This is a genomic window from Pseudomonas sp. NPDC088414 (assembly GCF_044753325.1).
Taxonomy (GTDB): Bacteria; Pseudomonadota; Gammaproteobacteria; order Pseudomonadales; family Pseudomonadaceae; genus Aquipseudomonas.
The window spans coordinates 1-14,092 of sequence record NZ_JBIVMY010000046.1 but is presented as its reverse complement, the minus strand read 5'-3'; the positions used below and the strand labels follow the sequence as shown (position 1 = coordinate 14,092).

General features: G+C 61.1%; 10 protein-coding genes, 1 tRNA gene and 2 pseudogenes. 3 read left to right on the top strand and 10 right to left on the bottom strand.

What is annotated here, in order from left to right; genetic code table 11:
- Positions 1–10: 10 nt before the first annotated feature.
- Positions 11–1,123: a DUF2817 domain-containing protein gene (locus tag ACIP8I_RS25660; protein ID WP_400764691.1), complete on the top strand. Its 1,113-nt coding sequence runs from the start codon at positions 11–13 to the stop codon at positions 1,121–1,123.
- Positions 1,124–1,276: 153 nt separating this feature from the next.
- Here the strand turns inward: ACIP8I_RS25660 and ACIP8I_RS25655 are convergent.
- From ACIP8I_RS25655 to ACIP8I_RS25630, 6 genes are all read right to left on the bottom strand, one after another.
- Positions 1,277–1,353: transfer RNA gene (locus ACIP8I_RS25655), tRNA-Met, on the bottom strand.
- A gap of 86 nt (positions 1,354–1,439) precedes the next feature.
- Positions 1,440–2,894: an amidase gene (locus ACIP8I_RS25650; protein WP_400764690.1), complete on the bottom strand. Its 1,455-nt coding sequence runs from the start codon at positions 2,892–2,894 to the stop codon at positions 1,440–1,442.
- A gap of 61 nt (positions 2,895–2,955) precedes the next feature.
- Positions 2,956–3,990 (bottom strand): extracellular solute-binding protein, encoded by a 1,035-nt coding sequence (locus tag ACIP8I_RS25645; protein ID WP_400764710.1) that lies wholly within the window; start codon positions 3,988–3,990, stop codon positions 2,956–2,958.
- 39 nt (positions 3,991–4,029) lie between these two features.
- Positions 4,030–4,836: an ABC transporter permease gene (locus ACIP8I_RS25640; RefSeq protein WP_400764688.1), complete on the bottom strand. Its 807-nt coding sequence runs from the start codon at positions 4,834–4,836 to the stop codon at positions 4,030–4,032.
- The gene (locus tag ACIP8I_RS25635) at positions 4,836–5,756 is read right to left on the bottom strand and encodes an ABC transporter permease (protein WP_400764687.1); all 921 of its coding nucleotides are present in this window, start codon (positions 5,754–5,756) and stop codon (positions 4,836–4,838) included. The genes ACIP8I_RS25640 and ACIP8I_RS25635 overlap by 1 nt, the downstream gene beginning before the upstream one ends.
- A 15-nt stretch (positions 5,757–5,771) precedes the next feature.
- Entirely contained in the window at positions 5,772–6,890 is a 1,119-nt protein-coding gene (locus tag ACIP8I_RS25630) for an ABC transporter ATP-binding protein (RefSeq protein ID WP_400764686.1), read from the bottom strand.
- A 227-nt stretch (positions 6,891–7,117) separates the two neighbouring features.
- On the opposite strand from ACIP8I_RS25630, the gene ACIP8I_RS25625 reads away from it, so the two are divergent.
- Entirely contained in the window at positions 7,118–8,020 is a 903-nt protein-coding gene (locus tag ACIP8I_RS25625) for a LysR substrate-binding domain-containing protein (protein WP_400764684.1), read from the top strand.
- On the opposite strand, the gene ACIP8I_RS25620 is transcribed toward ACIP8I_RS25625, so the two are convergent.
- Positions 8,013–10,070, bottom strand: coding sequence for a methyl-accepting chemotaxis protein (locus ACIP8I_RS25620; RefSeq protein ID WP_400764683.1), 2,058 nt, complete (start codon positions 10,068–10,070; stop codon positions 8,013–8,015). The two genes, ACIP8I_RS25625 and ACIP8I_RS25620, sit on opposite strands and share 8 nt — an antisense overlap.
- A gap of 439 nt (positions 10,071–10,509) precedes the next feature.
- Between ACIP8I_RS25620 and ACIP8I_RS25615 the strand changes: the two genes are divergently transcribed.
- Positions 10,510–11,727, top strand: coding sequence for an MFS transporter (locus ACIP8I_RS25615; protein ID WP_400764682.1), 1,218 nt, complete (start codon positions 10,510–10,512; stop codon positions 11,725–11,727).
- A gap of 181 nt (positions 11,728–11,908) precedes the next feature.
- On the opposite strand, the gene ychF is transcribed toward ACIP8I_RS25615, so the two are convergent.
- The 3 genes and pseudogenes from ychF to ACIP8I_RS25600 form a co-directional block, all read right to left on the bottom strand.
- Complete coding sequence (gene ychF, locus ACIP8I_RS25610) at positions 11,909–13,009, bottom strand: redox-regulated ATPase YchF (protein ID WP_400764681.1); 1,101 nt, start codon at positions 13,007–13,009, stop codon at positions 11,909–11,911.
- Positions 13,010–13,031: 22 nt separating this feature from the next.
- Positions 13,032–13,621: pseudogene (gene pth, locus ACIP8I_RS25605) on the bottom strand (aminoacyl-tRNA hydrolase).
- 169 nt (positions 13,622–13,790) lie between these two features.
- Positions 13,791–14,092 (bottom strand): annotated as a pseudogene (locus ACIP8I_RS25600) (50S ribosomal protein L25); the annotation flags it as partial.

The following is a 14,092-nucleotide window of genomic DNA, read 5'->3' as shown; positions in this document are numbered from 1 at the left end:
AGAGAACGATATGCACAGCGAGTTTCCAACCGAGTCCAGTTACCGCGATCAACGCGAACAGTTTCTGACCGCCTCCCAAACTGCCGGAGCCACGCTCACCTCCTACGCACATCCGCGTTGCGGCCCCTTCGGCGAACCCTTGAGCACTGACGTCGCGGTGCTCGGTGATCCACAGGCAAAGCGCCGGCTGGTGGCGCTCAGCGGTACTCACGGAGTCGAGGGCTATTACGGTTCGGATTGCCAGATCGACTGGCTGAAGACCTTCGTGCCCGGCTCGCTGCCCAAGGATGTCGCGGTAGTGATGATTCACCTGATCAATCCATGGGGTACCGCGTGGCTGCGCCGGGTCAACGAAGACAACATCGACCTCAACCGCAATCACCTGGATTTCACCGGGCCGCTGCCGGACAACCGCGCCTACGCCACACTGCACGAGATCTACGCCTGCACCGATTTGCACGGCCCCGAGCGTAAGCGCGCCGATGCCTTGCTCGATGCGCAGATTGCCGAACACGGCTGGCCGGCGGTGATGTCGATTGTCGAGGGCGGCCAGCATAGCCATCCCGATGGACTGTTCTATGGCGGCCGCGCGCCGAGCTGGTCGAATCGCACGTTGCATCAGATCATCGACGCACATGTGGCTGGCGCTGAAACCGTCATGTGCTTCGACCTGCACACCGGGGCAGGGGAGTACGGGCATCCGATGTTGCTCACCATCACCCAGGCGCCTTATCCGGCACTCGCGCAGGCACAGGCGATTTATGGCCCATGGCTTTACACGCTGCACACCGGCGCCGAGACCTTGAGCGAAACCGGTGTGGCAGCGACGGCTACCGGGTACACCTCACAGGCGCTGCTCAATGCGTTGCCCAATGTGCAACTGATGCCATTCGTGATCGAGTGCGGGACGTATCCGGGGCCAGACGTGCATCGGCATTTGCGCGATGACCATTGGCTGCATCTGCATGGTGATCCGCTGGATGCCACGGGGCAGGCTATCAAGTTGAATCTGCTGGAGCAGTTCTATCCGGCAGATCCGGACTGGCGGGCGATGGTCGGGTTGCGAACCCGGCAGATCTGGGCGAAGGGGCTGATGGCCCTGTCGGCAGAGAATTCTGAATAGCCCTGTAGCGAGGGGATTTATCCCCGATGGACTGCGCAGCCGTCCTGTTCGCTTTTTACTGGGCAAGAAGGGCATGAATCCCCTCACCAGAGATGATGGTTTTTTCGAGGCATAAAAAAACGGCTTACCTTTCGGTAAGCCGTTTTTAGTACTTGGTGGCTACACAGGGACTTGAACCCCGGACCCCAGCATTATGAATGCTATGCTCTAACCAACTGAGCTATGTAGCCAAGTGGCGCGCATTATTCCCCTGAAATGGAAAAGCGTCAAGCGTAAATTTAAAAATTTTTTCTACGCTTTCAACCGTTTATCAAAATCATGGGCCGAGCAGCGGTGAAGGGCAGCGTTCGAACCAGCGGCTTGCCTGTTCATAGGCGTGCGCCAGTTGCAGAACCGCGAAGTCCGCCTGATGCCGGCCGATGATCTGCAGCCCCATCGGCAACCCCTGTGCATTGAAGCCGGCCTGGACGCTGGCCACCGGACAACCGGACAACGTGCCGGGGATCACCACCTCCATCCAGCGGTGATACGTGTCCATGGCCACGCCTTCGATTGCCTTGGGCCACGGCTGGGTTTTATCGAACGGGAAGACTTGGGCGCTCGGCAGCAGCAGATAGTCGTAGTGTTCGAACAAGCGCGAGATCGCCCGATACCAGTCGCTGCGCACCACCGAGGCAGCGAACACTTCGCTGGCCGAGAGCTTGAGGCCGTTTTCCACTTCCCAGCAGGCTTCCGGTTTCAGCTGCGCGCGCTTCTGCGGATCGGCGTAGGCCGCGCCCAACGACCCCGCGACCATCCAGTGCCGCAACGTCCGCCAACTGCTCCACAACCGCTCGGGGGCGAAACCCGGTTCAACCGACTCAACCCGGCAGCCGAGGCTTTCGAAGTCGGCAAAGGTTTTTTCGCACAGTCCGAGGATGCCGCTCTCCATCGGCAGATAACCGTTGAAATCCCCCAGCCAACCTAACCGCGTGCCTCTGAAATCACGCTCCAGCGGCGCCGCAAAGGCTTCGCCGGATTCAGCGATGGACAACGGCGCCCGCGCATCGCTCCCGGCCTGCACCGACAGCAGCAACGCCGCATCCCTCACGCTGCGCGCCATCGGCCCTTCATACCCGAGCTGATCGAAAAACAGATCGGCACTGTCATCAAACGGCACGCGGCCCTGAGAAGGTCGAAACCCGAAGATGTTGTTGAACGCCGCCGGGTTGCGCAGCGACCCCATCATGTCGCTGCCATCGGCCACCGGCACCAGATGCATCGCCAGCGCTGCCGCCGCGCCACCGCTGCTGCCGCCCGCGGTTTTGCTCGGGTCAAAGGCGCAACCAGTGGCGCCAAACAGCGGGTTGTAACTCTGCGAACCGAGTCCGAATTCCGGGGTGTTGGTCTTGCCGATGATGATCGCGCCGGCAGCCTTGATCCGCTCGACCATGATGCCGTCGCGCTCGGGGATAAAGTTCTTGAACAGCGGGGAGCCGAGCGTGGTGCGGATGCCCTGGGTCAGCGACAGATCCTTGATCGCGTGGGGCAGGCCGTGCATCCAGCCCCGGTATTCACCGCGCGCCAGCTCGGCATCGCGCGCATCGGCCTGGGCCAGCAGGGTTTCCGGTGACTGCAGGCTGATCAGCGCATTGACCTGCGGGTTGAAACGTTCGATATGGGCAAGATAAGTCTGCATCACTTCGCGGCAGGACACCTGGCGCAGGCGGATGCGTTCGGCGAGCTCGTGGGCCTGCAGCAGGACCAGTTCGCTGATGTTATTGGAATTCATGACAACGGCGCCTTTCAGACGGCTGAAGAAACGCCCCGGCATCATGCCGGGGCGGCAGGGATCAACGCATCAGGTTGGTCCAGAGACGGTCGGCCAGGCGGATCGCGCCTTCGCCGCAGGTCTTGCTGAACACCACGTGAGTGCCCTCGGGAATGTGCAATTCCGGCGCATCCTTGAGCGCCGCATCGAGGAACGGTTCGACGCCTTTGATCGGGCTCTGGTGCTTGAGGAAGTTCTGGGTCATCGCCGAGTTTTCCGGCTGGCTGAGGAACGCAATGAACGCCTTGGCATTCGCCGGATTCTTGCTGCCGGTGGGGATGACCATGTTGTCGACCCAGGCCAGCACGCCTTCTTTCGGGTACAGGTATTTCAGGCTAGGTTTCATTTCGCGGGCGCGCATCGACGAGCCGCCCCAGAACATCGACATGTCGATTTCACCCGAGGCGAGGTTCTCGCGGATCGAGCCGGCCTTGGAGCTGTAGGTCTTCACGAATGGCTTCTGCGCCTTGAGCAGCGTGAGGATCTGCTGCATCTGTTTCGGGTCTTCGCTGCACAGCGGAATGTTCAGGTACAGGCTCGCCATGTCGACCATGTCGCTGACCGAATCGAACATGTTGATCCGCCCCTGCAGCTCGGCTGGCGGCTCGTACAAAACCTTGTAGCTGTCGGCCGGGCCGTTGTAGCGCGCACTGTCGAGGACCACGCTGGTGGTGCCCCAGATGAACGGCACCGAATAGGCGCCTTCCGGGTCCCAGCTCGGTTTTTTCAGGTTGTCCACAACGCTGGCGTAGTACGGCTCCTTGACCGGATCGAAACGCTCCAGCAGGTTTTCCTTGATCAGGATCGGAATGAACTGGTGCGACGGAATCGCCACGTCATACCCGGCGCCACCCTGTTTCAGTTTCGCCAGCAGGGTCTCGTTGGAGTCGTAGGAGTCGACGGTAACTTCGATGCCGGTCTGCTTCTGGAACTTGGCGAGAATCTCCGGCGAGAAGTAGCCGCTCCAGCTCACCACGTTGAGTTTTTCCGCAGCCTGAACGCTGCCGGTCATCGCCAGCGGCACAGTCAGGAACAACGCAGTGCCGACGCTTTTCATCCACTTGCTCATGCTATTTCCCCACGGTTCTTGGAAGGTTCAGGCGTTCTTTTTGCCCAGCAGGTAAGAGAGGCTCACAAACAGCACCGAGACGCCCAGGATCAGGGTCGACACGGCGTTGACGTCGGGTGTCACGCCCATGCGCAGCAGGCCGAAGATAAAGATCGGCAACGTCGTGGTACCGGCCTGGGAGACCATCATCGAGATCACGAAGTTATCCAGCGAGACGATGAAGGCCAGCATCAGCCCGGAAAAAATCCCCGGCATCAGCAGCGGCAAGGTCACTTTGCGAAAGGTCCGCCACGGGCCGGCGTAGAGGTCGGCCGAGGCTTGTTCCAGTGACAGGTCCATGTCGTTCAAGCGAGCGCGGATCGGCAGGTAGGCGAACGGAATGCAGAACACCGTATGGGCGATGATCAGGTTGCCGTAACCCAGCGACAGGCCGATGGTGGAGAACAGCGCCAGCGTCGCCACTCCGACGACGATTTCCGGCAGCACCAGCGGCAACATGATCGCGCCCATCGACAATTGCAGGCCCTTGAACTTGGCGCCGCGTGAGGTGCCGAGGGCGGCGAGGGTGGCAATCGCCGTGGCGATCATGCTCGCGCAGACCGCGATCAACAGGCTGTTGCCGGCGGCCTGGCGCAGGGCCTGATTGGCGAACGCGGCGCGGTACCAATCGAGGCTGAAGCCGGTCCACACCGTCGCCGACTGGTTGGCGTTGAACGAGAACACCACCAGCACCACGATTGGCGCATACAGGTACAAATAGAACAGGAAACTGAAGCCGCCGAAGCCGGGGAAGTCCTGCACGCCCAGCCCTTTGCGTTTGAATAATCCGAGCATCACGCACCTCCCTTGGCGATGCGCTGGCGCTCGGCGCGCAGGGCATATGCGGTCAGTACCAGCATCACCGCGGCCATCAGCACCAGCGACAGCGCGGCGCCGAACGGCCAGTTACGCGCATCGCTGAACTGCCGGAAGATCAGGTTGCCAAGCATCATCCGCGTGCCGCCGCCGAGCAGTTCCGGGGCGATCATCGCGCCCAGGCACGGTACGAACGTGAGGATGGCGCCGGCGAGAATTCCCGGTCTGGCGATCGGCAACACCACTTTGCGCAAAGTGCGCCCGCGGCCGGCATACAGATCCTGAGCGGCTTCGAGCAGACGGATATCCATCTTTTCCAGCGTCGCGTAGATCGGCAACACCACGAACGGCGCATAGGTATAAACCAGCCCCAGCAGCACCGCGCCGTCGGTGTACAACAACTGCAACGGCTCATGGATCACACCCATGCCCATCAGGCTGTTGTTGATCACCCCGGTGTTGCGCAGCAGCAGAATCCACGCGTAGGTGCGGATCAGCAGGTTGGCCCAGAACGGCACGGTGATCAGAAAGATCAGCAAGCCACGCCGGTGCGCCGGCTGCATGGCCAGCCACACCGCCACCGGGAACCCGATCAGCAGGGTGATGATTGTGGTCAGGCCGGCGATACCGATCGAGCGCAGGGCGATGATCAGGTAGGAGTCGGCGAACGCGAGGCTGTCGTCCATTTGCCGTTCGAACAGCAACGAGGTGTACGCATCGGTGCTGAAGACTTTGTTGACCCCGCCGTAGGGGTTGGCTTCCATCAGCGAATAGCCGATGACGATCAGGATCGGCACCAGCAGAAACAGGCCAATGGCGAGCAGTGCCGGGCTGACTCCGAGGAAGCTCTGGAAAGCCTTGCGGCGTTCCAGCGTGTTGGCAATCGGTAAGGCGTGCATGGCAACTCCTCGGGCTCAATCGTGCAGGACGCTGGCGCTTCCGCGGTCGAACAACAGACCGGCCTGACTGCCGACGGCAAAGCGCAGGCTTTGGTCGACGCAGTTGGGCGTGCGCACGGTGAGACGCGAACCGTCGCTGAGGCTGACCTGATATTGCAGATCGGTGCCCAGATAGATCTGCGCTTCGATCCGGCACGGCAGCGCGGCTTCGGTCGCGGCGGGCACCAGATGCAGGCGCTCGGGGCGCACCGACAAGGTCACGCTGGCGCCGATCGCCACGTCGCTGCACGATTGCGCCGGCAACGGATGCCCGGCCGGCCCGGCGAACCAGGCTTGGCCATCCTCGATCTTCGTCACCGTGCTCTGGATGAAATTGCTTTCGCCAATGAAGTCGGCCACGAAGCGATTGCGCGGGCGTTCGTAGATGTCTTCCGGGCGGCCGACCTGCTGCACTTCGCCTTCGGACAACACGGCGATGCGGTCGGACATGGTCAGCGCTTCTTCCTGATCGTGGGTGACGAAGATGAAGGTGATGCCGGTCTTGGCCTGAATGGTTTTCAGCTCTTCGCGCATGGCCTGGCGCAGCTTCAGATCGAGGGCCGACAGTGGCTCATCCAGCAGCAGGACTTTCGGGTGCGGTGCCAACGCACGGGCCAGCGCCACACGTTGTTGCTGGCCGCCGGACAGCTGCGCCGGTTTGCGATTGGCGAAGCGTTCCATCTGCACCAGCGCGAGCATCTCGCGCACGCGCTCGGCGATTTGCGCTTTGTTCAGCACCTTGCCCATTGGATGCGATTCGAGGCCGAAGGCCAGGTTCTCGGCGATGGTCATGTGCGGGAACAATGCGTAATGCTGAAACACTGTGTTGACCGGGCGCTGGAACGGCGGGCGATCAGCGATGTTTTCGCCGTACAGCAGAATCTCGCCTTCGGTGGGAAACTCGAAGCCGGCGATCATCCGCAGCAGGGTGGTCTTGCCGCAGCCGGAAGGGCCGAGCAGGGTGAAGAATTCGTTGTCGCGAATGTCCAGGTCGATGTTTTTCAACGCCACCGGACCGGTGTTCGGGTCACCGTAAACCTTGCGCACCGAGCGGATCGACACCGCCAGTGTTTGCAGCGAATGCAGGGCATTCATGCGTTACCTCCGATTCCCCCATCGCCTGCGATTGCGCTGCGAATCAGCGACGTCGTCGGGCCATGGATATTATTTTTCTGGGCAGGATCGAGATTGCGTACGGGGTGAAACCAGCTGTTTTTTTGTTCTGCTGTGGCTCGATTATCAGCCAGGGGTTGCGCGGGGCGACACTTCAATTTAAACATGGCAGGTGTTAGTTAATTTAACAGCCAAAGGTGCCAGGAATCATGCCCGACCACCGTTTGCCGCCGCTCAACGCGGTGCGTGCGTTCGATGCCGCCGCGCGTCTGGGAAGCTATGTCGAGGCCTCGAAAGCCCTGCACGTGACCCAGCCGGCGATTGGTCGGCATGTGAAGCTTCTGGAGGAGTGGCTGGGCATTCAGTTGTTCGAGCGCACTTCGCGCGGAGTCAACCTGACGCCGGCGGGGGAGAAGTACCACCGCAAGATCAGCGCCGCGTTGCAGTTGATCATCGAGGCCGGCAAAGAGGCGCAGCCCAAGGATGCCGAGCGCTGGTTGCGGATCATGGTGGTGCCGGGGTTTGCCAAGCGCTGGCTGATGCCGCGCATCGAAGCAATGCGCCATTTGCGCCCGGGTTTGAAGTTCGCCATCGAACCGAACTCGACCTTCACCGAAGTCGACGGCAAGAGCGCTGATCTGGGCATCGTCTACGGCCTCGACGGGCAATACGCCGATTCCCGTGAAGCGCTGATCTGCCCGCGCGTGTTTCCAATCTGTACCCCGCAATATCTCGCCAGTATCGGGCCTGTGACCGGCCCGGCGGATCTGGTTCGGCATGAGCTGATCCACGTCGATGACGGCGAATGGTGGAACCTGTGGTTCGCCGCCCACGAGCTGGATATTCACCTCAATTCCGACATGCTTTACGTCAACAACGATCACGCACTGTCGGTGGCCGAGAGCGGGCAGGGCATTGCCTTGGCCAACGAAGTGCTGGTTCGCGAGGAACTCAAGTCCGGCAAACTGGTGCGCGCGGTGGACGCGCAGGTGAAGCTGGAAAGCTATCGGGTGCTCACGCCGTCCGCCGAACTGTCGGCGGATGCGGCGTGGTTTATTCAGTGGCTGAAGACCGAGCTGGAAGCGGACTTCCCCGAAGCGCGGATCAACTGAGGCGGAAGCGAGCGGTGTTATCGCTCAGGGCTTTGCTGCCCTGGCTCAAGGTGTCCGCCGCCAGATTCACTGCGCGGGCGCCTTCCAGCAAGCGCACAGCGGCCTGATCGACCTGCTGAATATTGCCGCTGACCTCATCGGCGGTGCTCGCCTGTTCTTCCACGGCGGTTGCGATTTGCGCGAGGGTGTCGGTGACACTTTGTACGGCGCTGGCGATTTCGCCGAGGCGTTCACCAAGACCGGTCACGGCTGCGGCATCCGATTGCGCCTGGCCGCAGGCGGCTTCCATCAGGCTCACCGCCTCGTTGACCGTGGCGCGCAGGCTATCGACCGTGCCGGCGATCTGCGCGGTCGATGACTGAGTGCGTTGCGACAGGCTGCGCACCTCGTCGGCGACCACGGCAAACCCGCGTCCCTGTTCGCCGGCGCGTGCCGCCTCGATCGCAGCGTTGAGCGCGAGCAGGTTGGTCTGCTCGGCGACGCCACGAATGGTGTCGACCACCAGTTGAATCTGCTGGCCTTGCTCGCTGACTCGACCGAGCGCGGCGGCGGTGTCGTTCAGGCGTTGATTAAGCTGTTGAATGCTCGCCGTGGTGCGCTGGCTGTCGCGACTGCTGTCGGCGGCGATGCGCCGCGTGTGCTGCGCGCTGCCGGAAGCCTGTTCGCAACTCTGCGCCACACCTTGCGAAGTGGCGGCCAGTTGCGTGGCAGCGGCGGCGATCTGGCTGATCTGCAATTGCTGCGCTTCGACTTCGCTGAGCGCGCCGCTGGAATGATCGTTGAGGCTGCGCACAGCGTGACTTAGTTGCGAGGTTTCGTGATCGACCCCGAGCATGCTCGCGCGCAGTTGCACCACGGCGACGTTGAGCGCGGTGCTGATCGCCGCCAGCTCATCGCGGCCCACCACCGGCACTTGCAGACTGAGATTGCCGTCGCGCAGGGCTTCGGCGAGCAGGGTGATGCCGCTGGCGCTGCGGCGGATCGAGGCTTGCAGGCAGACGAACAGATACAGCGCCGCCAGCAGCAGACAACCGAACACGGCGGCGACCACGATGAACTGGCGAATCGCCGAAGCGTGGTAGGCATCCAGACGCTGATCCAGCGACAGCAGCGATTGCTGGCGCAACGAGGCGAGGTCGCCCAGCAGGGCGTCGAGGCTGCGTTCGAAGTCTTCCGGTTTGAGGCTAATGCTGCCGCCGAACACGCCGTCATCCAGCACTTTCAGCCCAGCGTCGAGACGCTTGAGACTGTCGTGGTACTGACCGGCCCAGGTTTGCAGATCGCTCGGCAGGCGCGCTTCGAGCAGGCCGGCGGTTTTGACAAGCTGCTCGCGGGCGTCGCCGATGCGGCCGCGCAGGTCGCGCAGCTGCAAGCGGCTTTGCAGGGTGAATTGTCCCGAGACCACCGAAGCCTGGCCGACCGCCGCCAGACGACCTACGCGCTCGATCAGGTCCGGCGCGTGCTGCGTGGAGATCTGTGTCAGCAGATAGGTTTCCAGCCACGGCGCGAGGGTCAGGCGGTTGTCCATGACGATCTGCTCGCGCAAGGCTTGCAGGGCGCTGAGGGCGTTGGTGAAGCGATCGTAACCGTCCGGCCACCAGCCGACGCTGCTCAGGCTTTTCGAATCCAGACCGCCGAGCCTGGTTTGCAGGGCTTGATAGCGGGCGAGGGTTTCGCCTTCGGCGCCTTCCTTGTTCAGGGCGTTGCCCAAATCGCTGGTGGCTTGCTGGACGGCCGGTTGCACGGCGTCAAATGCAGCCATGGCGGCGAGGGTCGCCGGGGTCGGCTGGCGATTGGTTTCGGTGGCGCGCCAACGGGCGGCGCGGTCACGCTGGGCGGCGAGCAGGTTGTCCAGCGCATCGAGGCTGAGCAACTGCCGCACCCCGGCGCGTTCGCCGGAAATCAGATTGAGCCTGTCGCGATAGTCCTGGCCGATCATCAACAGGCTGCCGGCCAACGGCAGAATGAACAGCAGAAACAACAGCTGGAATTTACGTGCGAAGCCAAACCGCCCCAGCAATTTGATCCCCGGTGACAAGAAAGCCTGCATGCCTCATGACTCCTCTGGACACCACGCACCGATGGCGTGCATCGCGGTCGTGCGACCTCGATGTCGTGCCCTGCTAAAAGGCCTCGAAAGTTCACTCTCGCCCGCTCTGTAGGCCGGCTCTGTAGCGAAACTTCCCATTCTCGGCTGCCTTTGTAAGGCGGCCGCGTTCGAGGAGAGAAGCAAGGCAAGATTCAGACCATGGCGTTGCGCTATCACCCTTCTCCCTGTAGGAGCTGCCGCAGGCTGCGATCTTTTGATCTTGCCCTTTAAAAACAAAATCAAAAGATCGTCCGATCGCGGCCCGAGCCTTCGGCAGCTCCTACAGGACTAGGGCGTTCGGTTGGTTAGTTAGCTGGCTAAGGGGATGGCGCTGGCGCACCGAAAAATGGCACATTGGCGCACCTGCCTGCGTGCACCCATCTGCTGTACGGAAACTTTCATGGCTATCAGCAACGCTCAGACCGCCGCTGCCTCGGCGTCCGCTCCTCCCCAAAGCAGCCCGTTGGTGATGCGTATCATCGGCGCGGTGGCGCTGGCGCATTTGATCAACGACCTGATTCAGTCAGTGCTGCCGTCGATCTATCCGATGCTCAAGGCCAACTATGGTTTGAGCTTCACCCAAGTCGGTTTGATTACCCTGACCTTTCAACTGACAGCATCGCTGCTGCAGCCGTGGGTCGGTTATCACACTGACCGCCATCCGAAACCGTGGCTGTTGCCGGCAGGTTCGATCTGCACGCTGATTGGCATCGTGATGATGTCGGTGGTCGGCAGTTTTCCATTGATTCTGCTGGCGGCGGCGCTGATCGGGATCGGTTCCTCGACGTTCCACCCCGAGGCTTCGCGGATTGCCCGGCTGGCCTCCGGTGGACGCTTTGGTCTGGCGCAATCGACCTTCCAGGTCGGTGGTAACGCCGGTTCCGCGTTCGGCCCGTTGCTGGCGGCGGCGATCATCATTCCGTTCGGTCAGGGCAACGTGGCGTGGTTTGGATTGTTCGCGGTGTTTGCGTTGTTCGTGCTGTATCGCATCAGCCGCTGGTATGCCCATCACCTCAACCTGTTCAAGCTCAAGGCTGGCCAAGCGGCGACTCACGGATTGTCGAAGGGCAGGGTGATCAGTGCGCTGGTGGTGCTCGGCCTGCTGGTGTTCTCCAAGTATTTCTACATGGCCAGCCTCACCAGCTATTTCACCTTCTACCTGATCGAGAAATTCGACCTGTCGGTGGCCAGCTCGCAACTGCATCTGTTCCTGTTTCTCGGTGCGGTGGCGGCGGGGACGTTCTTCGGCGGGCCGATCGGCGACAAGATCGGGCGTAAGGCGGTGATCTGGTTCTCGATCCTTGGCGTGGCGCCGTTCACCTTGCTGATGCCGCACGTCGATCTGTTCTGGACCACTGTCCTCAGTGTGGTGATCGGCTTCATTCTCGCCTCGGCGTTCTCGGCGATTGTGGTGTATGCGCAGGAGCTGGTGCCGGGTAACGTCGGGATGATTGCCGGGGTGTTCTTCGGCTTGATGTTTGGTTTCGGCGGGATTGGTGCGGCGTTGCTGGGGCATCTGGCGGATATACACGGGATTGAGTACGTGTACTTCCTGTGTTCGTTTTTGCCGTTGTTTGGCGTGCTGGCGATCTTCCTGCCGCGCACCAAAAAGGCCTGACCCCCACCGTTTAAACTGTAGGAGTGAGCCTGCTCGCGATGGTGGTGTGTCAGATTAAGTTACGTCAACTGACACACCGCCATCGCGAGCAGGCTCACTCCTACAGGGGAATGTGTTGGTCGATAAATTTCAGGCACAAAAAAGCCGCGTATCAAACGCGGCTTTTTCTTGGGCGTAACGCTTAGACGTTGAAGCGGAAGTGCATCACGTCGCCGTCCTTGACGATGTATTCCTTGCCTTCCAGGCGCCATTTACCGGCTTCCTTGGTACCGGCTTCGCCCTTGTACTGGATGAAGTCGTTGTAGGCGATGACTTCGGCGCGGATGAAGCCTTTTTCGAAGTCGGTGTGGATCACGCCAGCAGCTTGTGGTGCGGTGGCACCGACTTTGACGGTCCAGGCGCGGACTTCTTCGACACCGGCGGTGAAGTAGGTCTGCAGGTGGAGCATTTCGTAACCGGCGCGGATCACGCGGTTCAGGCCAGGCTCTTCCAGGCCCAGGGCCTCGAGGAACATGTCCTTCTCTTCGCCGTCATCCAGCTCGGCGATTTCCGCTTCGATCTTGTTGCACACCGGAACCACCATGGCGCCTTCTTCTTCGGCGATGGCCTTGACCACGTCCAGGTGCGGGTTGTTCTCGAAACCGTCTTCAGCGACGTTGGCGATGTACATGACCGGTTTGGTGGTCAGCAGGTGGAAGCCCTTGATGACGGCCTTCTCGTCCGCGCTCATGTTCTTCATCAGGCTGCGCGCAGGCTTGGCTTCGGTGAAGTGCGCGATCAGTTGCTCAAGCAGAGCTTTCTGAACGACTGCGTCCTTGTCACCGCCCTTGGCGTTGCGTGCGACTTTCTGCAGTTGCTTCTCGCAGCTGTCGAGGTCGGCGAAGATCAGTTCCAGGTCGATGATTTCGATGTCGCGCTTGGGGTCGACGCTGTTGGAAACGTGAATCACGTTGTCGTCTTCGAAGCAGCGCACCACGTGAGCGATCGCGTCGGTTTCGCGGATGTTGGCCAGGAACTTGTTGCCCAGACCTTCACCTTTCGAGGCGCCGGCCACCAGGCCAGCAATGTCGACGAATTCCATGGTGGTCGGCAGGATGCGCTTGGGATTGACGATGGCCGCCAGGGCTTCCAGACGTGGATCCGGCATCGGCACGATGCCGCTGTTCGGCTCGATGGTGCAGAAGGGGAAGTTCTCGGCCGCGATACCGGATTTGGTCAGGGCGTTGAACAGGGTGGACTTGCCGACGTTAGGCAGGCCGACGATGCCGCAATTGAATCCCATGGTGTTTCCCCTCGGATTAGTGTCAGGCCTTCTGGCTGTGCAGGTTTTTCATCGCGCGGTTCCATTCACCGGCGAGGATTCCGGATCCGGCAGCACGCCGAGGGCAAAGTCGATGCTGGCATCGAGTTTTTCCTGTTCGCAGCGTGGCGCACGACCCAGGACGAAATTTGAAACCATACTGGCGACGCCCGGGTGGCCGATGCCAAGCCGCAGGCGGTAGAAAGTATTCTGATTGCCCAGTTGCGCAATGATGTCGCGCAACCCGTTGTGACCGCCATGGCCGCCGCCCTGCTTGAGCTTGGCGACGCCCGGAGGCAGGTCGAGTTCGTCGTGCGCCACCAGGATTTCTTCAGGCTTGATGCGGAAGAAACCGGCGAGTGCCGCCACGGCCTGGCCGCTGCGGTTCATGTAGGTGGTGGGAATCAGCAGACGAACATCCTGACCCTGATGCGAGTAGCGCCCGGTCAGGCCGAAATATTTGCGATCGGCCACAAGGTTCACACCTTGCGTGGCAGCGATGCGCTCAACAAAAAGGGCCCCTGCGTTATGCCGGGTCTGTTCGTATTCAGCGCCTGGATTACCCAGGCCAACGATCAGTTTGATGGCAGTCACGATAGGGGCCCTTCCTTGGAGTGGTGGTTAACATCGCCGCGATCAGTGAAGGCGGCGAAAGTGGACGAAAATTGCTCATTTACCATGAATGTAAACTCCGCGTTCCCGCCCGCTTTCTCGCTACGTTCCAGTCCGCGATGTTTCACTCACTCCGACGAACAGAGTGAAATTACTCTGCTGCGCCTTCTTCGGTAGCTTCTGGTGCAACACGTGGAGCGTGGACGTTGGCTACTGCCTTGTCATCGCCGTGTGCCAGAGCAACGAACTCGACACCTTTAGGAGCTTTGAGGTCCGACAGGTGAACGATGGTGCCGATTTCAGCGTTAGCCAGGTCGACTTCGATGAACTCAGGCAGGTCTTTTGGCAGGCAGGAAACTTCGATCTCGGCAACAACGTGCGAGATTTCGCCGCCTTTCTTCACTGGAGCAGCTTCGTTGATGAAGTGCACAGGAACGATAGCGGTCAGTTTCT

Excerpts from the sequence above, each read along its gene's own strand:
- ACIP8I_RS25660 (WP_400764691.1), top strand. The coding sequence starts at position 11 with ATGCACAGCGAGTTTCCAACCGAGTCCAGTTACCGCGATCAACGCGAA.
- ACIP8I_RS25650 (WP_400764690.1), bottom strand. The coding sequence starts at position 2,894 with ATGAATTCCAATAACATCAGCGAACTGGTCCTGCTGCAGGCCCACGAG.
- ACIP8I_RS25645 (WP_400764710.1), bottom strand. The coding sequence starts at position 3,990 with ATGAAAAGCGTCGGCACTGCGTTGTTCCTGACTGTGCCGCTGGCGATG.
- ACIP8I_RS25640 (WP_400764688.1), bottom strand. The coding sequence starts at position 4,836 with ATGCTCGGATTATTCAAACGCAAAGGGCTGGGCGTGCAGGACTTCCCC.
- ACIP8I_RS25635 (WP_400764687.1), bottom strand. The coding sequence starts at position 5,756 with ATGCACGCCTTACCGATTGCCAACACGCTGGAACGCCGCAAGGCTTTC.
- ACIP8I_RS25630 (WP_400764686.1), bottom strand. The coding sequence starts at position 6,890 with ATGAATGCCCTGCATTCGCTGCAAACACTGGCGGTGTCGATCCGCTCG.
- ACIP8I_RS25625 (WP_400764684.1), top strand. The coding sequence starts at position 7,118 with ATGCCCGACCACCGTTTGCCGCCGCTCAACGCGGTGCGTGCGTTCGAT.
- ACIP8I_RS25620 (WP_400764683.1), bottom strand. The coding sequence starts at position 10,070 with ATGCAGGCTTTCTTGTCACCGGGGATCAAATTGCTGGGGCGGTTTGGC.
- ACIP8I_RS25615 (WP_400764682.1), top strand. The coding sequence starts at position 10,510 with ATGGCTATCAGCAACGCTCAGACCGCCGCTGCCTCGGCGTCCGCTCCT.
- ychF (WP_400764681.1), bottom strand. The coding sequence starts at position 13,009 with ATGGGATTCAATTGCGGCATCGTCGGCCTGCCTAACGTCGGCAAGTCC.